The following is a 20,976-nucleotide window of genomic DNA, read 5'->3' on the forward strand; positions in this document are numbered from 1 at the left end:
ATAAAACCATGAAGTTAGGGGTTATCGCCTCCGTCGTGCTGCTATCAGCCTGCGGAGCAGAACAACAGGAGAAGGCGCAGCCTGGCGTGGTCTCGCTGCGGCTTATCCAGACCTCCGACATTCATTCCAATGTGCTGGGGTATGACTACTACCAGAACAAGGAAGATCGCAAATTCGGCCTCTCCCGTACTGCCGTGCTGATCCGGGAGGCCCGCGCCGAAAACCCCAACAACCTGCTGCTCGACAACGGCGACCTGATCCAGGGCTCGCCGCTGGCCGACTACATCTTTGAGCAAGCGGGCGAGGGCTACCTCGACAAGCAGGCGCATCCCGTGTTCAAGGCGATGAACGAGCTGGGTTATGACGCCGGCAACCTGGGCAACCACGAGTTCAACTACGGGCTGGATTACCTCGGCAAGGTGCTGCAAGGGGCCAAGTTTCCCTACGTGAATGCCAACGTGTTCGCAGCCGATGCCTTCAAGCGAGATGGAGAGGGCAAGATCGACTGGAGCGGCAACAAGTTCACCCCCTACCTGCTGCTGGAGCGTCAGGTGACCGATGACAAGGGGCAGCCACAGACCGTCAAGGTCGGCATTCTGGGCCTGACCCCGCCGCAGGTACTGCAGTGGGACAAGCGTCACCTGCAGGGCAAGGTAGTGGTGGCCGACATGGTCGAGACCGCGAACCACTATATTCCCGAGCTGCGCGCCAAGGGAGCCGATCTGGTGGTCGTGGTGGCGCACACCGGCATCAATGCCGGCAGTTACGAGGCCATGATGGAGAATGCCGCCTGGCACCTGGCCAAGGTGGAAGGTATAGATGCCCTGATGCTGGGTCATGCCCACAAGAACTTCCCGGGGGACTTCCCCAATCTGCCGGAGGTGGACAACCAGGCCGGCACCCTGAGTGGTGTACCAACCGTGATGCCGGGCTTTTGGGGCAATCACCTCGGCATCATCGACCTCAAGCTGGAACAGGTGGATGGCAAGTGGCGGGTGAAGCAGAGCCAGGCCAGCCTGCGCCAGATCGATGCCAGCGAAGGGAGCAAGGTGGATGCGCGAGTCACCGAGCTGGTCAAGGCAGACCATGAGGGCACCAACCAGTGGCTGGATCGTCCTCTTGGCAAGATCACCAACCCCATCCACAGCTTCTTCGCCCTGGTGCAGGACGATCCCTCGGTGCAACTGGTGAGCGATGCCCAGCGCCGGCATGCCGAACAGTTGCAAAAGGATGGCCTGCTCAAGGAGCCTTATCCGATCCTCTCGGCGGCGGCGCCGTTTCGTGGCGGTCGCAACGGCATCACTGACTTCACCTATGTGCCGGCGGGGGATATCTCCCTGCGCAACGTCTCTGATCTCTACATCTATCCGAACACCTTGCAGGTGGTCGAGGTGAACGGGGCCACCGTCAAGGAGTGGCTGGAGATGAGTGCCGGCCAGTTCAACCGGGTGGATCCCGCCAGCCGCGAGGTGCAGTGGCTGGTGAACGAGAGTTTCCCCACCTACAACTTCGACGTGATCGACGGGGTCAGCTACGAGGTGGATATCACCCAGCCCGCCCGTTACAACAAGGAAGGGGTCAAGGTGAGCGAGGGCGAGCGGATAGGCAAGCTGACCTTCAACGGCAAGCCCGTCGATCCGGCCCAGAAATTCTACGTGGTGACCAACAACTACCGCGCCAGCGGTGGCGGCCACTTCCCGGGAGTGGATGGTGGCAATATCGTCCACGAAGATCCCTTCGAGACGCGTGAAATTGTGGCCCAGTACCTGAAGTCACGTTCGACCAGCCAGCCCCAGGGCTTCAGTCCGTTGGCCGACAACAACTGGCACATGAAGGCGCTACCTGCGGGCGTCGATGTACGCCTCTACTCCTCTCCCCGCGAGGAGGCCAAAGCGGTGGCTGGGGCGGATCTGGCCTATCAGTCCACCTTGCCGATGGATGATGAGAAGCATCCCGGTTACGCCATCTACCGTCTGGTTCGCCAGTAACAGGGCATGGCCGGAGACAGACTTCGGCCAGTAGAAAACAACATGCCAGCCCGTTTGTCCGGGCTGGCATGTTTCGTTTTTGTGGCCGGGTCAGACCCGGAACTGGGAGAGCAGGCTCTGTTGCTGCAAGCTGACCTGATGGAGGGAGGAGGCGATATGCAGGCACTCCTGGGCCTCCTGCTCGCCGGTTCTGGCTTGTTGGCTGATCCCCGATACCTTGTCGGAAGATCTGCTCAGGGTGAGCGAGAGCTGGCCGGTGGCATCGGCCACCTGCTGCACCATGGTGGCCAGCCGGTCGATGGCCTCTTCCACCCGAAACAGGATCTGCCTGGTATTCTCGGAATCCTGCATCCCTGACTCCACCGTCTTCATGTTGCGCTGCATCATCAGGTAGGCCGTCTCCGTCTGCTGCTGGATGCTGCTGATCACCTGGCTGATTTCGGCACTGGAGGCGGCGGTACGGCTGGCCAGGGTACGTACCTCGTCGGCCACCACCGCAAAACCGCGACCCATTTCTCCGGCCCTGGCGGCCTCGATGGCGGCGTTGAGGGCCAGCAGGTTGGTCTGCTCGGAAATACCGCTGATGGTGGAGATGATCTGGCCGATCTGGCCCGCTTGCTCCTTGAGGGAGTTGATGGCAATGGCACACTCGCCCACCTCCGTCACCATGCGTTGCATGCCCGTGGTGGCGGACGCCATATACTGGCTGCTCTCGACGGTCAGCTGGCGCACGTCGTTGGCATTCTGGGCGGCCATGCTGCAGTTGTCCGAGATGTGAGTGGCCACTTGCACCATCTGTTCGCTGTCCTGATGCAGCGCCTGGGCGTGTTCCGCCGTCTGGCGGCTGCTCTGGCTGATGGCTTCGACCCGGTTGACCGAGGTGTGCACGTGCTCGCTGATGTGCTGGTTGTTGTCCATGGTCGAACTTATCATCTGCTGCAGCTTCTCGATGAAGCGATCCACGCTGTTGGCCAGCGAGCCAATCTCGTCATCCCGCTGCAGGTTGATGCGCACGTTGAGGTCTCCGTCCCCTGCCGCTATATCCTGCATCCGCCTGTCGACCTGCAGCAGCGGGGCCACCAGTGTGCGGGTCAGCCAGAACCCGCAGAGGATGACCGCAATCAGGCTCAACACCAGACCGGTCAGCAACAGGCCGTGGGTATGGCCGATGATGTCGTGCAGCCGGGCGACCTGGTCTTCCACTGTGGCGTCCCCCTGTGCTTCGATATCAACCAGCTGTTTTTGCAGCTCATCGGCACTGGCTTCGTAGCTAGCTTGCTGGATTTGATAGGCGCTCAGGGCCGAAGTCCAGGTCTCCAGCAGCTGATGGTGCCGTGACATCAGGGTGCGGTACTGGCTGGCCAGCGACTGGCCGGCAAATTCGCCGCTCCCTTCGCTGTCGAACAACCCGGTGGCCAGCATGCGATCAACGGCGCTCTGGTAGAAATCGGTCGCCTCCTTGAGCTCTTCCCTGATGGCGGGGGTGACGCCCTGGCTGCGCATCTTCTCCAGCGCATAGAGTTGGCGCAAGAAACCGATGTTGGCCTCCATACCGCCATCGGCGGCTTCCCAGCGGGTGGCAAGACCGCCATTCCAGCTGATGAGCTGGTCGGGGGACTGGGTGAGCGCCTCGACGGCGCCATCGCCGATCACTTCCAGCTGGGTCGAAATACGCTCCATGCGCTCGGCGTTATCCCGCAGCGCCTTATCCACCTCGATATAGCTGTCATGGAGGCCCAGCAGTTTTTCCTGTTGCTGCTGATACTCCTGCTTGCGCTGCGTCATGGCGGCGATGGTGCTGTCGTCGATCAGCTTGCCCTGGGCGACCCGGGACAGTGCATCGTCGGCGGTGGCCCTGGCGGCATCGAGGGCCGGACGATCAAGGGGTGTGCCGTTTTGCATCTTCTGGATATGGAGTTGCTGGTTGCCCAGTTCGATGGAGCCCTCCATGGCGCCGTCCGCGGTTTGCCAGGCTGCGCCCAGCACGTAGGAGAGCAGTGCCTCCAGCCGCTGACTGCCATACCAGCCCGCAGCGCCCATACCCAGGGTGCAAGCGAGCAGTATGGTGAGCGCCAGGGTGAATGTGGTGACAATTTTCATCTGATGCCTTCCTTGGTATCGACACTGGATCGAACAGAGTTCCGAACGGATTCAGTGTAGTCGTTTATGTTCCGGCACAACGCCTGCGGCGTGGCAGGGATCGCCCGTGCCTTGTAACCAATAAGGAAAGCATGGTGGTGAAAGGCATAAAAAGCCGCTCTGACCACCCGGTGGTGTAAGGCCTATGCTGGATACTTATCCAGTTATTCTTTATGCTATGAACCAATTTTCGAATCGTCGTATTGGTAAGGAGAGAGCCGTGATCGGTCGCTTGAGAGGCATTGTCATTGAAAAGCAGCCCCCCGAGGTTTTGCTGGAGGTTGGCGGGGTCGGCTACGAGGTGCAGATGCCCATGAGCTGCTTCTACGACCTGCCGGATATCGGCCAGGAGGCGACCATCCAGACCCATTTCGTGGTGCGTGAAGATGCCCAGCTGCTCTATGGCTTCAACCACAAGCAGGAGCGGGCACTGTTTCGCGAGCTGATCAAGACCAACGGTGTGGGCCCCAAATTGGCGCTGGCCATTCTCTCCGGCATGACTGCCAGCCAGTTTGTCCTGTGTGTCGAGCGCGAGGAGATAAGCTCTCTGGTCAAATTGCCCGGGGTGGGCAAGAAGACGGCGGAGCGGCTGGTGGTCGAGATGAAGGACAGGCTCAAGGGCTGGGTCAGCCACGATCTCTTCTCGCCGGCGGCCGTGCCCCTGCCTGCCAGCGAACCGGCCCTGCGGGCGCCGGATGCGGCAGAAGAGGCGGCCAGCGCGCTGGTGGCCCTTGGTTACAAGCCACAGCAGGCCAGCCAGATCGTCAGCAAGATCGCCGCCGATGGCATGTCGGTGGAAGAGATCATCCGTGAATCCCTGCGTAGTCTGGTGTGAGGTAGTCGATGATTGAAGCGGATCGTCTCATCTCGGCAAGTGCCGCCCGTGAGGATGACATTATCGATCGGGCCATTCGTCCCAAGAAACTGGCCGACTACACAGGCCAGGATACCGTCTGCGAACAGATGGAGATCTTCATCGAGGCGGCGCGGCAACGGGGAGAGGCCCTCGATCACCTGCTGATCTTCGGCCCGCCGGGTCTGGGCAAGACGACGCTGGCCAACATTGTCGCCAACGAGATGGGGGTGAACATCAAGACCACCTCGGGTCCGGTGCTGGAAAAGGCCGGCGATCTGGCGGCGCTGCTCACCAACCTCGAGCCCAACGATGTGCTGTTCATCGACGAGATCCACCGCCTGAGCCCTGTGGTGGAAGAGGTGCTCTACCCGGCGATGGAGGATTACCAGCTCGACATCATGATAGGGGAGGGGCCGGCGGCCCGTTCCATCAAGCTCGATCTGCCCCCCTTCACCCTGATTGGGGCCACCACCCGGGCCGGCTCTCTCACCAGCCCGCTGCGGGATCGCTTCGGCATCGTCCAGCGGCTGGAGTTCTACAACGTCAAGGATCTGACCGACATCGTCTCCCGCAGCGCCCGTTGCCTGGGGCTCGACATGTCGGAGGATGGAGCCATCGAGGTGGCGCGGCGTTCTCGCGGCACCCCGCGAATTGCTAATCGTTTGTTAAGGCGGGTGCGGGATTTTGCCCAGGTCAAGTCTGACGGCAAGATTGACGGCCCCATTGCAGCCCGCGCCATGGACATGCTGGACGTGGACAACGAGGGGTTCGACTTCATGGACCGCAAGCTATTGTTGGCTGTCATCGACAAGTTTATGGGAGGCCCTGTGGGGCTCGATAATCTGGCGGCCGCCATCGGGGAAGAGAAAGATACCATCGAGGATGTGCTGGAGCCTTACCTGATCCAGCAGGGATATCTGCAACGCACTCCCAGAGGGCGGATAGCGACCACGCGAGCCTATGCCCATTTCGGCCTTCAGCGGCCAGATGAGAAGTGAAAACAGACACTTGATTAGAAAACCGCCGCCAACGGCGGTTTTTTTATTGGCGGGATAAAAAAAAAGCCCACGGCGGATGCGGTGGGCAAAGACAATTCAGGATGGATGTTCACAACCAGTGAGTACGTCCGGATACAGACCGGAAAAAAACGAGTGAGCCGTCGCGAGCTCTCAGAGTCGGTTCAATTGATAGAGTTGAACAAAAGAAAGCTTGTAGTAGCTGATGGTTTTAGCAACAAACTTTTTCATCTTCGATTCCAATAAACAGGTTCAAACGGATGGTCGGATACGTACCGTGAACCCTGATTAACCGGCCTGTATCCAAGGGGATGTCCTCACTGCGAGGCGCATTGTAGGAGTTCGAATCAGCCCGGGCAAACAAGAAAAATTGCACCATTCAAATTAGTTTAACTAATGATGAATTTGGTCTGATTGATTCGCATGAGTATGCATTGTTTGCAGTTTTAAATTGCTTTTTCGAGGCGGCCAGAACAATCCGGATAACATGATAAACATGACCTTGGCTGTTATTTTTAAATTAAACTACAGAGCGAGATGTTAAAAATTTAAATTGATTTAAATCAATGTTTTACATCAAGTCTAATTTTGTGATCCAGCTCTCTTCATCGCATTGTAAATAGTTTAAAGATGCCTTTTGAAGCCATGTAATTGGGTCGCTTTTACATTGATTTCAATCAAATAAAGGTGATATAAAACCACGGTCATCATGGGCGAGAATAAATTCCAGCTGGTTGTTTTAGAATTGTTAAACATTAGCTTTCTTTGTTCTCAGATATTGCCTTGTTGTTAATATTGGTCGTTGGTGAAGGGGTTTTGTTGTGAGGATTTACAGCGAGCTCCATTTGCTAACCCCCAACGGAAGCTTTGTCCCTAAATCTTAAAATAGCCGTGCCAATAATCGGTGAGGAAACATCATGATTGCTGAGCATGTGGTCGACCTATCGCGGTTCCAGTTCGCTGCGACGGCCCTTTATCACTTCTTGTTTGTCCCCCTGACGCTGGGAATGACCTTCATTCTCGCGATCATGGAATCTGTCTATGTTATGACCAACAACCCCATCTACAAGGACATGACCAAGTTCTGGGGCAAGTTGTTCGCCATTAACTTCGCCCTCGGGGTGACCACGGGTTTGACCATGGAGTTCCAGTTCGGGACCAACTGGGCTTACTACTCCCACTATGTCGGCGACATCTTCGGGGCCCCGCTGGCCATCGAAGGGCTGATGGCCTTCTTCCTGGAGTCCACCTTCGTCGGTATGTTCTTCTTCGGTTGGGATCGTCTCTCCAAGCATCAACACCTGGCTGCCACCTGGTTGATGGCGCTGGGGACCAACCTCTCCGCCCTCTGGATCCTGGTTGCCAACGGCTGGATGCAGAACCCGGTCGGTGCCGAGTTCAACTTTGAATCCATGCGCATGGAAATGGTGAGCTTCGCCGATCTGGTGTTCAACCCGGTAGCTCAGGTCAAGTTCGTGCACACTGTTGCAGCGGGCTACACCTGCGGCGCCATGTTTGTACTGGGCATCTCCTCCTACTACCTGCTGAAGAATCGTGATGTGGCCTTCGCCCGTCGCTCCTTCGCCATTGCTGCCGCCTTCGGTATGGCCTCCATCCTCTCCGTGCTGGTGCTGGGTGACGAGTCCGGTTACGAGACAGGTGAAGTGCAGAAGGTGAAACTGGCTGCCATCGAAGCCGAGTGGGAGACTGAACCCGCGCCAGCCGCCTTTACCCTGTTCGGTATTCCGAATCAGGAAGAGATGCGCACCGACTACGCCATCAAGATCCCTTATGCCCTTGGCATCATCGCGACCCGTTCCCTGGACGGTCAGGTGACCGGTCTCAAGGATCTGAAGAGCGAGCACGAGCTGCGCGTGCGCAACGGCATGACCGCCTACGACCTGCTGACCAAGCTGCAATCCGGCGACAAGTCTGACGAGACCCGCGCTCGCTTCGACGAAGTGAAGCAGGATCTGGGTTACGGTCTGCTGCTCAAGCGTTACACCAACAATGTGACCGATGCGACCGAGGAGCAGATCATGGCTGCGGTGGATGACTCCATCCCGCACGTACTGCCGCTGTTCTTCGCCTTCCGCATCATGGTAGCGACCGGCATGGTGATGCTGGTGCTGATCGGCCTGGCCTTCTATGACAGTGCCCGTCACCGCATCGGCGAGCGCAAGTGGCTGCTCAAGGCCCTGCTGTGGGGTATCCCGCTGCCGTGGATCGCCATCGAAGCCGGTTGGTTTGTAGCCGAGTACGGCCGTCAGCCCTGGACCATTGCGGAAGTGCTGCCGACCTTCGTCTCCGCTTCCAACGTGCCTGCGTCCGAGATTTGGTTCTCTCTGATCGGTATCTGCCTGTTCTACACAGTGCTGCTGATTATCGAGATGTACCTGATGTTCAAGTTTGCCCGCCTCGGCCCTAGCAGCCTGAAGACCGGCAAGTATCACTTCGAACAGCTCAAGGCATAAGGAGAGTAACCATGTTTGATTACGAAACTCTGCGTGTCATCTGGTGGGTGCTGGTCGGTGTGCTGCTGATCGGTTTCGCCATCACTGACGGCTTCGACATGGGGGTGGGCGCACTGCTCCCCTTCGTCGGCAAGAAAGACATTGAACGTCGTGTCATGATCAACTCCATTGCCCCCCACTGGGATGGCAACCAGGTGTGGTTGATCACCGCAGGTGGCGCCCTGTTCGCCGCCTGGCCGCTGGTTTATGCCACCGCATTCTCCGGCTTCTATGTGGCGATGATCCTGACCCTGATGGCGCTGTTCTTCCGTCCGGTCGGTTTTGACTACCGCTCCAAGCTGGAAAGCCCGAGATGGCGCAACAACTGGGACTGGTGCCTGTTCATCGGTGGTGCCGTACCGCCCATCGTGTTTGGCGTGGCGTTTGGCAACCTGCTGCAGGGCGTGCCGTTCGAGTTCAACCAGTTCCTGATGTCCACCTATCACGGCAACTTCTTCGGCCTGCTCAATCCGTTCGGCCTGCTGGCCGGCGTGGTGAGCCTGTGCATGTTCCTGGCGCAGGGCGCAACCTGGCTGATGATGAAGACCGAAGGTGAAGTGCTGGCCCGCTCCCGCACCGCCGCCATCGGCAGCTCCCTGCTGACCATGGTGCTGTTTGCCCTGGCCGGTTGGTGGGTCAGTGGCATGGATGGCTATGTCATCGTCAAGGCCGCCGCGACCGATGCCGTCTCCAACCCGCTCGGCAAGGAAGTGGTGCAACAGGCCGGCGCCTGGATGAACAACTACAGCCTCTACCCGTGGATGGTGGCAGCCCCCGTGCTGGGCCTCTCCATGAGCCTGCTGGTTGCCGTGTTTGCCAAGCTGAACAAGGGCTGGCTGGCGTTTACCTGCTCCTCCCTGGCGATGACAGGCATCATCCTGACAGCCGGTTTCTCCATGTTCCCGTTCGTGATGCCCTCAAGCCTTGAGCCGTCACAGAGCCTGACCATGTGGGATACCACTGCCTCCTTCAACACCCTGCAGGTGATGACGGTGGCCGCTGCTATCTTCGTGCCGATTGTGCTGGGTTACACCCTCTGGACCTACATCAAGATGTATGGCCGGGTGACCAACAAGCACATCGAAGATAACCAACATTCGGCCTACTAAGAAGGAGCCCTGACAATGTGGTATTTCACCTGGATCCTGGGTCTGCTGCTGGCCTGCGCATTTGGCATCATCAATGCGCTGTGGTTGGAACACACCGAGAACATGGATCGCCAGATCGATGAAGACAAGTGATCGACTCGCCAGGCTGGCCGCTCCCCTGGAGCGCCAGCCATGGCAGGGGTTGATGTTGCTGGCGGCGGCCCTGTTGGGCGTCGCCATCTTGCAGGCCCCGAACCTGATCGCGGCCAACACCAGTGAACACGGTCACTGGCTGGCGCCCTGGCTGATGTGGGCAGTCTGCTGCGGTGTGCTGCACGGGCTGGGATTCCACCCCCGTAGCCTGTTCGGACGCCTGTTCTTCAACCCCTGGCTCGCCTTGCCCAGTTTGTTGTACGGGCTCTGGTTGATGCAGTCATATTTCCTTTCATAAAAAACGGGGGGAGGCAGGATTTCCCTGTCTCCCCCTGCTTCTTTCCTATTCAGCCCTGCGCTATGATAGCCCCCCATCTGACTGTCGAATGGATCACAGATTGCTATGGGGGAAGTCTTTGAGTTTCCGGTGCGTGTCTACTACGAAGATACCGACGCCGGAGGCATCGTCTACAACGCCAATTATCTCAAGTTTATGGAACGTGCTCGCACCGAGTTTCTTCGTGCCATGGGCGTCGAACAGGACGTCCTGCTGCAGGAGGGATTCGCCTTCGTTGTGACTCGCACTGAGATCGATTTCCGCTCGGCGGCCCGTTTTAATGAATTACTGAATGTGTTAACGCAAGTGACTGAAATGAAACGCGCATCCCTGCGCTTTTCCCAGCAGATCCTGGCGGCCGACGGACGACTTGTCGCCCGGGCCATGGTACAGATAGCCTGTGTCAGTCATCCGCAAATGAAACCTGTCGCAATACCTGAAAATATCAAGGGAGTGCTGTTAAGTGCACGCTGAAATTTCGTTTATTGGCCTGTTTTGGCAAGCCAGCCTGTTGGTCAAACTGGTCATGATCACCCTGATGGGGATGTCCGTGGTCTCCTGGGCGCTGATTATCCAGCGCTCCAAGGTGATCAAGGCGGCCAATCTTGCCTCCGAGCAGTTTGAAGACAGATTCTGGTCCGGGGTCGATCTCAATCGCCTCTACCAGGAGTCCTCCTCCCGCCGCGATGACATCGAAGGCATGGAAGACATCTTCTACTCCGGCTTCAAGGAGTATGCCCGTCTGCTCAAGGCCGGCGCCCGTGGTCAGGATGCGGTGATGGATGGTACCTACCGTGCCATGCGTGTCTCCCTTTCCCGCGCGGTGGACGATCTGGAATCGAACCTGCCGGTGCTGGCGACTATCGGCTCCATCAGCCCCTATATCGGTCTGTTTGGTACCGTATGGGGGATCATGAACGCCTTTATCGCCCTGGGTCAGGTGCAGCAGGCGACCCTGCAGATGGTGGCTCCGGGTATCGCGGAGGCGTTGATCGCCACCGCCATGGGTCTGTTTGCGGCGATCCCGGCGGTTATCTTCTACAACCGCTTCTCCAACAAGGTCGAGCGGCTGGAGAACGCCTACGCCAACTTCATGGACGAGTTCTCCACCATTCTGAACCGTCAAATTGCTCAGCAGCAGGGTGATCAGTAATGCAAACCTATCAGCGGATCCGGCGCAAGAAGGTGGCCGAGATCAACGTGGTTCCCTATATCGACGTCATGCTGGTGCTGCTCATCATCTTCATGGCGGTGACGCCCGTGATCACGCAAGGGGTCAAGGTTGATCTGCCGCAGGCTGAATCCGAGCAACTGCCGGAAGATGCCAAGCCGCCCTTCATCGTCAGCGTCAACACCGACGGTGAATACGTGATCAAGGCGGGCGAGGCGGATGACGAGCCGGTCCCCAGTGGCACGCCCGAGGCGATGCAGCAATACATCACCGAGAAGGCCATGGGCTATCTGGCCATCAACCAGAACGCCCCCGTGGTCGTCGCCGGTGACAAGGCTGTGCGCTACGAGGAGGTGATCCTGTTGATGGTGGCCCTCAAGAATGCCGGTGTGCCTCAGGTTGGTCTGATGACGGATCCGGTGAACTGACGGAGATGGATGTGAAGCGTGGTATTTCCGGTTATCTCGTTGCATCGTTCCTGCTGCATCTGATCATCGGCATCATCCTGTTTGTCGGTCTCGACTTCAGCAAGCCCAAGCGACCCGAGTCAACGGGGCAGATCGTCAATGCGGTGATGCTGGACAGCGAATTCCTGGATCAGCAGGCGAAGCAGATCCAGCAGCAGAAGGCCCAGCCCAAGGCTGCCGAGCAGAAGAAAAAGGAAGAGGCGGAGCAGGCCAAGCGTGAGCTGGCCCAGCAGCAGGAGCGTCTGCGCATCGCCGAGACCAAGCGCAAGGAAGCTGAAGAGGCGACCCGCAAGGCCGAGGCCGAAAAACAGAAAAAAGTAGCCGAGCAGAAGCTGGCGGAAGAGAAGGCCCAGAAGGCCGAGGAAGCCCGCAAGCTGGAAGAGCAGAAGGCCAAGAAGGCGGAAGCCGAGCGCAAGGCAGCAGAAGATGCCAAGGCGCTGGCGCTGAAAAAGAAAAAGGAACAAGAGAAGAAAGAAGCTGAGGAGAAGGCCAAGGCAGAAGAGGCCAAGGCCAAGAAAGCGGAAGCGGAGAAAAAAGCCAAGGCCGAAGCCGAGAAGAAAGCCAAGGCGGAAGCAGAGAAAAAAGCCAAAGCCGAGGCCGAGAAGAAGGCCAAGGAAGAGGCGGCCAAGAAGGCAAAAGCTGACGCAGAGAAGAAAGCCAAGGAGGAGGCCGAGAAGAAGGCCAAGGCCGAGGCTGAACGCAAGCGCAAAGCGGCGGAAGAGGCCAGATTGCAAAAAGAGATGGAAGCCATGATGCAACAGCAGCTGGCGGCCGAGGCCAATGCCCGCAGTCAGGCGGCATCGGCGGCGGCGCAGGGGGAGGTCGACAAATACGCGGCCCTCATCAAGGCCACTGTTGAGCGGTATATGATTTTGGATCCCACAATGCGGGGCAAAACCTGTACTATCGGTGTACGTCTTGCGAGCTCCGGCTTTGTCATCTCGGTGGATAATGGCCAGGGTGATCCGGCTGTTTGTCGCTCCGGCAAGGCGGCGGTCCTGAAGGCTGGCTCCTTGCCGGTACCCAAGGATCCTGCGGCATTCGAGATGTTGAAGGAGTTCAACCTCAAGTTGGAACCGAACATCTAAATACGGGATAACGGGGTCATTGACTGTGGTGGGCAGCATCTTGCTGACAAAGGAATCGAACCTCTCATTTTTATTGGAACCGAGTATTTAAGCCATGATCAGAAAAGTGTTTTTTGCTTTGGTTGGCTGTTTGTTGCTGGGCCAGAGTGCCCAGGCGGCCCTGGACATCGTCATCACAGGCGGTATCGATAGCGCACGTCCCATCGCCATCGCTCCCTTCAAGTGGGAAGGCAATGGCCAGCTGCCGCAGGACATCGCCGAAGTGGTTTCCAACGACCTGATGCGCAGCGGCAAGTTCAAGCCGCTGGCCCGCAGCCAGATGCCGCAGACCCCGAGCACCAGCGGTGAGATCAACTTCGCGCCCTGGGCTGCCCAGGGGGTAGAAGCGGTCGTGGTCGGTACCATTGCGCCGGTCGGGGATGGCACCTACAAGGTCAACTTCGAGCTGGTCGATGTGCTCAAGGGCCAGCTGGCCAAGGCACAGGGCGGTGAAAGCAGCGGCTACATCCTGGACAGCCGGATGGCGACCATCCCGGGTGCCCAGATGCGCCAGTTTGCCCACCGTATCTCCGACATCGTCTATGAGCGTCTGACTGGCGAGCGTGGCGCCTTCCTGACTCGTCTGGCCTATGTGGCCGTCCAGCAGGGTGCCCAGTTCCCGTATCAGCTGCGTATCTCCGATTACGACGGTTACAACGAGAAGACTCTGCTGCGCTCCCGCGAGCCGCTGATGTCGCCATCCTGGTCGCCGGATGGCAGCAAGCTGGCCTATGTGAGCTTCGAGAACCAGAAGTCCGAGATCTACGTGCAGGATATCTACACCCAGCAGCGCAGCCTGATCACCAGTTTCCGTGGCATCAACGGGGCGCCGGAGTGGTCTCCGGATGGTCGTCGTCTGGCTATCGTTTTGTCCAAAGATGGTCAGCCTGATCTCTATGTCGTTGATGTGGCTAGCAAGCAACTCACTCGAGTCACCAATAACCGCACCATCGACACCGAACCGTCCTGGATGCCGGATGGGCAAACTTTGCTGTTCACCTCCGAACGTGGTGGCAAACCCCAGATTTATAGCGTAAATTTGTCGACTGGCGTGACTCGCCGGATGACCTGGGAAGGTGAATCCAACCAGGGGGCATCCATTACTCCGGACGGCAAGACCATGGTGATGGTGACCCGGGTTCAGGGACAATATCGCATCGCACGTCAGGACATGGAAACCGGTGCTCTGTTGGTGTTGACCCAAAGTGCTCTGGACGAGTCGCCCAGTGTGGCTCCCAATGGCAGCATGATCATTTATGCCACCATCTATCAGGGTCGTAAGAGTCTGGCATTGGTGTCGACTGATGGTCGCTTCAAGGCTGTGCTTCCGACCAGTAGCGGTGAAATACGTGCACCAGCTTGGTCGCCCTTCTTGAATTGATAAAAATCCGATTGTTTTTTGTTTTGTTATAAAGGTTTAAGGAAATAGCATGCAACTCAATAAACTGCTCAAGGGTTTGGCCATCGCACTGCCACTGTTCACCCTGGCCGCTTGTAGCTCTTCTTCTGATTCCGACGCCGCTGGTGCCGAATCAGGCATGACCGACGGCATGGGCGGTGTACAAACCGGCGGCGCCAACGGTATGTTGTCCCCGGAAGAGCAGATGCGTCAGAAGTTCGAAGCACTGCAGCGTGACAACGTCATCTACTTCCCGTTCGACGGTTATGACATCCAGGGTCAGTACGCTGATCTGCTGGATGCCCACGCCAGCTACCTGCGTGAGCGCCCGTCCGTCAAAGTGCTGATCGAAGGTCACGCCGACGAGCGTGGTACTCCGGAGTACAACATCGCGCTGGGCGAGCGTCGTGCCAAGGCTGTTGCCAAGTATCTGCAAACCCTGGGTGTGCAGGCTGAGCAGCTCTCCATCGTCAGCTATGGCGAAGAGAAGCCGCTGGATCTGTCTCACACCGAGGATGCCTTTGCCAAGAACCGTCGTGCGGTCCTGGTTTACTAAGGTTTGATTCGGATGAATTTTGTGTATAAGCAAGCGGCCATTTCGATGGCCGTTTTATTTGCAGTCACTGCTCATGCCGCGGCTCCAGTCAGCGACCTGGGCGGTGATTCGAGCGGTGGCGTTATCCTTAGCGGCAATAACGGTGCCATAGTCCCGTCTGGCAGCCTGGAAGACAGGGTCGCCTTGCTGGAGCGCACTCTCAACGCCCGTCTGCGGATGCAGGCCGAGTTGCAGCAGCAGGTTGACTCCCTGCAAGGTGAAGTCTCCGAGCTGCGTGGTCAGCTGGAGCAACAGACCTACCAGATGGAACAGTCGCAGGAGCGTCAGCGCCAGCTCTATCAGGAGCTGGACAAGGTCGCCAGCAGCCAACAGGCCGCTCCTGCCGCGCCCGCAACCACTCCCGCAGCAGCTGCCAACTACTCGACCAACCAGGACGAGAATCAGGCCTATGACGCCGCGGTGAACATGGTGCTCAAGGAGAAGAACTACGACAAGGCGATTCCTGCCTTCGAAGGGTTCATCAAGCAGTTCCCGAACTCCAGCTATGTCCCCAATGCCCACTACTGGCTGGGTCAGCTGCTGTTCAACAAGGGTGACAGAGCCGGTGCCACCACCCAGTTTGCCACTCTGGCCAACAAATACAGCAAGTCGCCCAAGCGCGCCGATGCCCTGCTGAAGCTGGGGATGCTGGCACAGCTGGATGGCAAGAAGGCGGAAGCCAAGAGCTTCTATGAGCAGGTGATCAAGGGATATCCCAACACCTCGCCAGCCCAGTTGGCCAAGCAGAGCCTGAGCAAGCTGTAACATTGCCGTATGTTACTGTTTTCGTAACGGTACTGTAAAAACGGCGCGCATTTGTATGCGCAGTGAGCAAACGGATTTAAATTACGAATTTTAGGTTGCACCGGAAATTTAAATCCGTAATATAGGCCGCCGTCAGAGCCGAAGCGGTAACGCGGTCGGAGCTGGTCGTGGTGAGGGTCGTTAGCTCAGTCGGTAGAGCAGTTGACTTTTAATCAATTGGTCGCTGGTTCGAATCCAGCACGACCCACCATTTTCTCCACCAGGTGGAGACAGAATTCCCAGGTCGTTTAGCTCAGCTGGGAGAGCACCTCCCTTACAAGGAGGGGGTCACTGGTTCGAGCCCAGTAACGACCACCAGTTTTAAAAAATGATACAGATGGGTCGTTAGCTCAGTCGGTAGAGCAGTTGACTTTTAATCAATTGGTCGCTGGTTCGAATCCAGCACGACCCACCACCATTTAGCAGTATCCCAGGTCGTTTAGCTCAGCTGGGAGAGCACCTCCCTTACAAGGAGGGGGTCACTGGTTCGAGCCCAGTAACGACCACCAGTTTTGAAAAAATGATACAGATGGGTCGTTAGCTCAGTCGGTAGAGCAGTTGACTTTTAATCAATTGGTCGCTGGTTCGAATCCAGCACGACCCACCATCATTTAGCAGTATCCCAGGTCGTTTAGCTCAGCTGGGAGAGCACCTCCCTTACAAGGAGGGGGTCACTGGTTCGAGCCCAGTAACGACCACCAGTTTTAAAAAATGATACAGATGGGTTGTTAGCTCAGTCGGTAGAGCAGTTGACTTTTAATCAATTGGTCGCTGGTTCGAATCCAGCACGACCCACCATCATTTAGCAGTATCCCAGGTCGTTTAGCTCAGCTGGGAGAGCACCTCCCTTACAAGGAGGGGGTCACTGGTTCGAGCCCAGTAACGACCACCAGTTTTAAAAAAATGATACAGATGGGTCGTTAGCTCAGTCGGTAGAGCAGTTGACTTTTAATCAATTGGTCGCTGGTTCGAATCCAGCACGACCCACCATCATTTAGCAATATCCCAGGTCGTTTAGCTCAGCTGGGAGAGCACCTCCCTTACAAGGAGGGGGTCACTGGTTCGAACCCAGTAACGACCACCAGTTTTAAAAAATGATACAGATGGGTCGTTAGCTCAGTCGGTAGAGCAGTTGACTTTTAATCAATTGGTCGCTGGTTCGAATCCAGCACGACCCACCATCATTTAGCAATATCCCAGGTCGTTTAGCTCAGCTGGGAGAGCACCTCCCTTACAAGGAGGGGGTCACTGGTTCGAGCCCAGTAACGACCACCATCTTTGCAAGAACACTGAAATCTGTAGCAATGTTTCAGAAAAAATCCCCACTCAGGTGGGGATTTTTTTTGCCTGTCGTTCGGCGTGCCGGCTGTTCTTCTGCCGCATTGCAGCCTCTCTCTTCTTCGCCTTACTGCCACTACCCGTCGTCATCATGATGGCCTGCGGCTATATTCGCTTGCTTTACCAAGGTTCATCCAGGATTCCGGACAAGAAAAAAGGGCAGGCCAGGGCCAGCCCTCTGGCATGGGCTTACAGGATGCCGCGGATCAGGATCCCGGCGATCAACAGGGGGGCCACGATGCGCCAGCACCAGAGCAGAGCGAGCCGCAATGCGGGCGACAATCCTGCCGGCAGGATGCGTTCCCCCAGCCGCCAGCCCAGCAGCAGGGTCAGCACCAGACCAAACAGCGGCATCATCAGATTGGAGGTGAGGTAGTCGAGCAGTTCGAAGATGGTCTTGCCAAACAGGGTCAGATCGCTCCAGGGGCCGAACGACAGGCTGACCGGGATGCCCGAGGCCATGATGAGCAGGGTCAGCACCCGGCAAGCCCCACGGCGTGACCAGCCCCACTCTTCGGTGGTGAAGCGCACCAGGTGCTCCAGCATGGAGATGGAGGAGGAGAGGGCAGCGACCAGCAGCAGCAGGAAGAAGACTATCCCCAGTCCCTGACCGAACGGCAGATGGTTGAATACCGCAGGCATGGTCATGAAGGTCAGCCCCGGGCCTGCTGCCGGATCGATGCCGGTCGATGCCAACGCCGGGAAGATCATCAGGCCCGCCAGCACCGAGATGAAGCTCGCCAGAGTGACCACCCAGACGCCTGAGCGCACCACACCCTCGCTATTGGGCAGGTAGGCGCCATAAGTGGTGTGTACCCCCAGACCAATGGAGAGGGAGAAGAAGGCCAGCCCCAGCGCATCCAGCACGCTCTGGCCGGTCAGCATGGTGAAATCCGGCAGCAGCAGCTGGCGTACCCCAGCCACGGAGCCAGGCATGGATAGACCCACACAGACCAGTAGCAGCATCATGACGAACAGGGCCGGCATCATCCAGCGCAGGGCTCGCTCCACCCCTTTCTGGATCCCGCCCTGTACGAACCACCAGGTCAGCCCGGCAAATACCAGATGGGTCAGCACAGGCCACCAGGGATTGCTTACATAGCCGTTGAACAGGGCGGTGAGGGCGCTTCCCTCGCTCAGGTTGAGCTGGCCACTCACGGCCAGTGCCGCATAGCCGACGGTCCAGCCGCCGACCACGCTGTAGAAGCTGTAGATGAAGAAGCCACACAGGATCCCCATGTACCCCATCCAGCGCCAGTTCGGACCCACCAGTTTGCGGAAGGCGCCGAGCACCCCTCGCTGACTATGGCTGCCGAGCAGGGTTTCGCCGACCTGCACCGCCACCCCCAGGGTGAAGCTGAACAGCAGAAACACCAGCAGGAAGGCGCCCCCGCCATTGGTGGCCGTCACATAGGGAAACTTCCAGATCGCGCCAAGGCCGATCGCCGTGCCGGCGGCTGCCAGCACATGACCAAGACGGGAAGACCACTGAACCTGACTCATGCAACCTCCGGGTAATGCAACATCGAATCGATACTCCTTGGGCAAACAACAATATGGGCAACAACAAAAAAGGCCGCCCGAGGCGACCTTTGCAATGAACTTTCAGACAAGCTGTGCGTGCAAGGTCACCTCTCTTGCGAGCTAAAAAATCGACCAAACAGCACGAGGATGGCAGACATGAAGAGATGACCCGAGCAATAAACCGAGTCGACAGCCTAAACTATGGAAAGATAAATTGACACATAAAATAAAAAATTTTTATATGTGGCTATCTCGCCATTTTCCCACAGGGCGATCATCGGGCAGCCGCTTCGCTACCTTGTCCTTGATGGCTGGGGGATAATCACCCTCGTTTCCTATGGCGTGCGTGGCCGGAAGCCGGTATCACAGCAGCAAAGGCAGGATTGCATATGAAATGGATCTTCATCCCCTGGTTGTTCCTCAGTCTGAGTCTCTCGGCCCAGCCAGCCCTGACGCTGCTCAGCCATGAGCTCCCTCCCTTTACGTATCTCCATGAGGGCAAGCTGGATGGGTTGGCCGTGCGACTGGTGGAAGAGGTTCAGCAAGAACTGGGCGAGCATCAGCCTATCCGGGTCTATCCCTTTAAACGGGGGTTGGCACTGACCAGGCTGGAGCCGGGCTATGCACTGTTTGTGACCCAATGGACGCCGGAGCGGGCTCCCCATTACAAATGGGTCGGGCCGCTTTTTCTCAATCGGGTCGTGATTTACCAGCCTCCCGGCATCCGGCAAACACTGACCCGGCTGGACCAATTGCGTCATCTGCCCAGAGTCGGGGTGGTGCTGGGCAATGCCGATGACGAGCGGCTAACCCGGGAGGGCTATACCAATCTGGTACGTTATCAGACCGTAGATGAAGCCTTGCAGCGCCTGCTGCTTGGCAAGATAGACGCCCTGCCGGTAGGGGAGATGGTGCTCGATGCCGCGCTGGAGCGGCTGGGCCTGTCTGCCAAGAGTGTTACCAACAGCGGGGTCATATTGCACGACTCCTGGTTGTATCTCGCCTTTGGCAAGTCACAGGATGATGCCGTGATTGCCCGTTGGCAGGCTGCCCTCGACAAGGTCAGGGCCGCCCATCGTGAAGGCAGGTTCCCTGACCACAAGCGCTGAGGATCAGACCAGTCCCCGCACCAGGATCCCGCCGATCAGCAGCGGTGCCAGCCAGCGCCAGCCATTCATCAACAGGTGATGCCAGTGGGCCGCCAACCCCTGCGGCAGTGCCTTGCGTCCCAGCTTCCAGCCCAGCAACAGGGTCACCATCAGGCCGAACAGCGGCATCATCAGGTTGGAGGTGATGAAATCCAGCAGTTCGAAGATGGTTTTGCCAAACAGGGTGGCATGTTGCAGGGGGCCGAACGACAGGCTGACCGGAATGCCGTTGAGCATGATGACCGCCGTGATGGCGCTGCAGGCCTTGCGACGGGACCAGCCCCAGCTCTCGCACAGGAAGCACTGCAGGTGCTCCAGCAGGGAGATGGCAGAGGAGAGGGCGGCAAACACCAGCAGGCCGAAGAAGATGACCGCCAGCCCCTGGCCGAACGGCAGCAGTTGGAACACAGCCGGCATGGTCATGAAGGTGAGGCCGGGCCCTGCCGCCGGATCGATGCCGGTCGCGGCCAGCACGGGGAAGATCATCAAGCCGGCCAGTACGGCGATCATGCTGGCCAGCAGCACGACCCAGAGGCTGGAGCGCCCGACCCCTTCGCTGGAGGGCAGATAGGCGCCATAGGTGGTGTGAATGCCAAGGCCGATGGAGAGGGAGAAGAAGGCCAACCCCATGGCGTCGAGCACGCCGGACATCCCCAGCTTGCTGAAATCGGGCATCAGAAAGTGGCGCACACCCGCCATGGCATTGGGCAGGGTCAGGCCAAATGCCACCAGCATCAGGATCATCAGGAACAGGGCCGGCATCATCCAGCGCAGGGTGCGCTCCACCCCGCGCTGGATCCCCCCTTGCACCACGATCCAGGTGAGGGCGGCAAACAGCAGGTGGGTGAGGATGGGCCAGGTGCCATCGCTAACGTAGTCATTGAAGCGGGCGGTGAGGGCGGCTGCGTCCCCCTGGTTGAGCTGACCCGAGATGGCCATGCCGGTGTAGCCCAGGGTCCAGCCTCCTACCACGCTATAGAAACTGAAGATGAGCAGGGTACAGAGAATGCCCATGACGCCGACCCAGCGCCAGCGCTTGCCGAGCAGTTCGGAGAAGGCACCCACCACCCCGCGGCGGCTCATGCTGCCGAGCAGCGTCTCCCCCATCAGCACTATGACCCCCAGGGTGAAGCTGAACAGCAGGAATACCAGCAGGAAGGCGCCACCGCCATTGGTGGCCGTCACATAGGGGAACTTCCAGATAGCGCCGATCCCCACAGCGGAGCCGGCGGCGGCCAGGATATACCCGAGGCGGGATGACCATTGGGACTGCTTCATAAGAACTCCAATCGAGCGCCCCTTGGTGGGGCTAG

Annotated in this window: 18 protein-coding genes and 12 tRNA genes; 27 read left to right on the forward strand and 3 right to left on the reverse strand. The window is 58.2% G+C overall.

The window, feature by feature from the left end:
- Nucleotides 1-8: 8 nt before the first annotated feature.
- On the forward strand, nucleotides 9-1,988 hold the full coding sequence (locus tag MRK42_RS03300; RefSeq protein ID WP_201941809.1) for a bifunctional 2',3'-cyclic-nucleotide 2'-phosphodiesterase/3'-nucleotidase: 1,980 nt from the start codon (nucleotides 9-11) through the stop codon (nucleotides 1,986-1,988).
- Nucleotides 1,989-2,078: 90 nt separating this feature from the next.
- Here the strand turns inward: MRK42_RS03300 and MRK42_RS03305 are convergent, their stop codons facing one another.
- Nucleotides 2,079-4,088: a methyl-accepting chemotaxis protein gene (locus MRK42_RS03305; protein WP_042070385.1), complete on the reverse strand. Its 2,010-nt coding sequence runs from the start codon at nucleotides 4,086-4,088 to the stop codon at nucleotides 2,079-2,081.
- 259 nt (nucleotides 4,089-4,347) lie between these two features.
- Here MRK42_RS03305 and ruvA point away from each other — a divergent pair, with 259 nt between their 5' ends.
- From ruvA to MRK42_RS03430, 25 genes are all read left to right on the forward strand, one after another.
- Nucleotides 4,348-4,962: a Holliday junction branch migration protein RuvA gene (gene ruvA / locus MRK42_RS03310; RefSeq protein ID WP_042070383.1), complete on the forward strand. Its 615-nt coding sequence runs from the start codon at nucleotides 4,348-4,350 to the stop codon at nucleotides 4,960-4,962.
- An 8-nt stretch (nucleotides 4,963-4,970) separates the two neighbouring features.
- Nucleotides 4,971-5,981 carry a Holliday junction branch migration DNA helicase RuvB gene (gene ruvB, locus MRK42_RS03315; RefSeq protein ID WP_042026598.1) on the forward strand — a complete coding sequence of 337 codons (1,011 nt, stop codon included), beginning with the start codon at nucleotides 4,971-4,973 and terminating at the stop codon, nucleotides 5,979-5,981.
- Between the two features lie 935 nt (nucleotides 5,982-6,916).
- Nucleotides 6,917-8,473 carry a cytochrome ubiquinol oxidase subunit I gene (locus MRK42_RS03320; RefSeq protein WP_026456929.1) on the forward strand — a complete coding sequence of 519 codons (1,557 nt, stop codon included), beginning with the start codon at nucleotides 6,917-6,919 and terminating at the stop codon, nucleotides 8,471-8,473.
- A gap of 11 nt (nucleotides 8,474-8,484) precedes the next feature.
- On the forward strand, nucleotides 8,485-9,621 hold the full coding sequence (cydB, locus tag MRK42_RS03325) for a cytochrome d ubiquinol oxidase subunit II (protein ID WP_061476411.1): 1,137 nt from the start codon (nucleotides 8,485-8,487) through the stop codon (nucleotides 9,619-9,621).
- A 15-nt stretch (nucleotides 9,622-9,636) separates the two neighbouring features.
- Nucleotides 9,637-9,753, forward strand: coding sequence for a cytochrome bd-I oxidase subunit CydX (gene cydX / locus MRK42_RS03330; protein ID WP_026456928.1), 117 nt, complete (start codon nucleotides 9,637-9,639; stop codon nucleotides 9,751-9,753).
- Entirely contained in the window at nucleotides 9,740-10,051 is a 312-nt protein-coding gene (locus MRK42_RS03335; RefSeq protein ID WP_223379909.1) for a cyd operon YbgE family protein, read from the forward strand. The genes cydX and MRK42_RS03335 overlap by 14 nt, the downstream gene beginning before the upstream one ends.
- Before the next feature lie 105 nt (nucleotides 10,052-10,156).
- Complete coding sequence (gene ybgC, locus MRK42_RS03340; protein WP_026456926.1) at nucleotides 10,157-10,564, forward strand: tol-pal system-associated acyl-CoA thioesterase; 408 nt, start codon at nucleotides 10,157-10,159, stop codon at nucleotides 10,562-10,564.
- On the forward strand, nucleotides 10,554-11,243 hold the full coding sequence (gene tolQ, locus MRK42_RS03345; protein ID WP_026456925.1) for a protein TolQ: 690 nt from the start codon (nucleotides 10,554-10,556) through the stop codon (nucleotides 11,241-11,243). The genes ybgC and tolQ overlap by 11 nt, the downstream gene beginning before the upstream one ends.
- Entirely contained in the window at nucleotides 11,243-11,689 is a 447-nt protein-coding gene (gene tolR / locus MRK42_RS03350; protein WP_026456924.1) for a protein TolR, read from the forward strand. The genes tolQ and tolR overlap by 1 nt, the downstream gene beginning before the upstream one ends.
- A gap of 5 nt (nucleotides 11,690-11,694) precedes the next feature.
- A complete protein-coding gene (gene tolA, locus MRK42_RS03355; RefSeq protein WP_201941803.1) occupies nucleotides 11,695-12,816 on the forward strand; it encodes a cell envelope integrity protein TolA in 1,122 nt (373 codons plus the stop codon).
- A gap of 94 nt (nucleotides 12,817-12,910) precedes the next feature.
- Nucleotides 12,911-14,236: a Tol-Pal system beta propeller repeat protein TolB gene (gene tolB, locus MRK42_RS03360; RefSeq protein WP_061476402.1), complete on the forward strand. Its 1,326-nt coding sequence runs from the start codon at nucleotides 12,911-12,913 to the stop codon at nucleotides 14,234-14,236.
- A 49-nt stretch (nucleotides 14,237-14,285) separates the two neighbouring features.
- Nucleotides 14,286-14,810, forward strand: a complete 525-nt coding sequence (gene pal / locus MRK42_RS03365) for a peptidoglycan-associated lipoprotein Pal (protein ID WP_005313284.1) — start codon at nucleotides 14,286-14,288, stop codon at nucleotides 14,808-14,810.
- A 12-nt stretch (nucleotides 14,811-14,822) separates the two neighbouring features.
- Nucleotides 14,823-15,614: a tol-pal system protein YbgF gene (ybgF, locus tag MRK42_RS03370; protein WP_042070373.1), complete on the forward strand. Its 792-nt coding sequence runs from the start codon at nucleotides 14,823-14,825 to the stop codon at nucleotides 15,612-15,614.
- A gap of 174 nt (nucleotides 15,615-15,788) precedes the next feature.
- Nucleotides 15,789-15,864: transfer RNA gene (locus MRK42_RS03375), tRNA-Lys, on the forward strand.
- A 31-nt stretch (nucleotides 15,865-15,895) separates the two neighbouring features.
- Nucleotides 15,896-15,971: transfer RNA gene (locus MRK42_RS03380), tRNA-Val, on the forward strand.
- Between the two features lie 21 nt (nucleotides 15,972-15,992).
- Nucleotides 15,993-16,068: transfer RNA gene (locus MRK42_RS03385), tRNA-Lys, on the forward strand.
- Between the two features lie 18 nt (nucleotides 16,069-16,086).
- Nucleotides 16,087-16,162, forward strand: a tRNA-Val gene (locus MRK42_RS03390).
- Between the two features lie 22 nt (nucleotides 16,163-16,184).
- Nucleotides 16,185-16,260 (forward strand) — tRNA-Lys (locus tag MRK42_RS03395).
- An 18-nt stretch (nucleotides 16,261-16,278) separates the two neighbouring features.
- Nucleotides 16,279-16,354: transfer RNA gene (locus MRK42_RS03400), tRNA-Val, on the forward strand.
- Between the two features lie 21 nt (nucleotides 16,355-16,375).
- Nucleotides 16,376-16,451 (forward strand) — tRNA-Lys (locus tag MRK42_RS03405).
- 18 nt (nucleotides 16,452-16,469) lie between these two features.
- Nucleotides 16,470-16,545: transfer RNA gene (locus MRK42_RS03410), tRNA-Val, on the forward strand.
- A gap of 22 nt (nucleotides 16,546-16,567) precedes the next feature.
- Nucleotides 16,568-16,643, forward strand: a tRNA-Lys gene (locus MRK42_RS03415).
- Between the two features lie 18 nt (nucleotides 16,644-16,661).
- Nucleotides 16,662-16,737: transfer RNA gene (locus MRK42_RS03420), tRNA-Val, on the forward strand.
- A gap of 21 nt (nucleotides 16,738-16,758) precedes the next feature.
- Nucleotides 16,759-16,834, forward strand: a tRNA-Lys gene (locus MRK42_RS03425).
- An 18-nt stretch (nucleotides 16,835-16,852) separates the two neighbouring features.
- Nucleotides 16,853-16,928 (forward strand) — tRNA-Val (locus MRK42_RS03430).
- 252 nt (nucleotides 16,929-17,180) lie between these two features.
- Here the strand turns inward: MRK42_RS03430 and MRK42_RS03435 are convergent.
- A complete protein-coding gene (locus tag MRK42_RS03435; RefSeq protein WP_042073393.1) occupies nucleotides 17,181-18,494 on the reverse strand; it encodes a sodium-dependent transporter in 1,314 nt (437 codons plus the stop codon).
- Nucleotides 18,495-18,904: 410 nt separating this feature from the next.
- Between MRK42_RS03435 and MRK42_RS03440 the strand changes: the two genes are divergently transcribed.
- Entirely contained in the window at nucleotides 18,905-19,624 is a 720-nt protein-coding gene (locus MRK42_RS03440) for an ABC transporter substrate-binding protein (protein WP_042073395.1), read from the forward strand.
- A gap of 3 nt (nucleotides 19,625-19,627) precedes the next feature.
- Here the strand turns inward: MRK42_RS03440 and MRK42_RS03445 are convergent, their stop codons facing one another.
- On the reverse strand, nucleotides 19,628-20,941 hold the full coding sequence (locus tag MRK42_RS03445; protein ID WP_042073397.1) for a sodium-dependent transporter: 1,314 nt from the start codon (nucleotides 20,939-20,941) through the stop codon (nucleotides 19,628-19,630).
- Between the last annotated feature and the right edge of the window lie 35 nt (nucleotides 20,942-20,976).

Origin of the sequence: Aeromonas sp. 19NY04SH05-1 (genome assembly GCF_040581895.1) — a bacterium.
GTDB lineage: Bacteria > Pseudomonadota > Gammaproteobacteria > Enterobacterales > Aeromonadaceae > Aeromonas > Aeromonas enteropelogenes.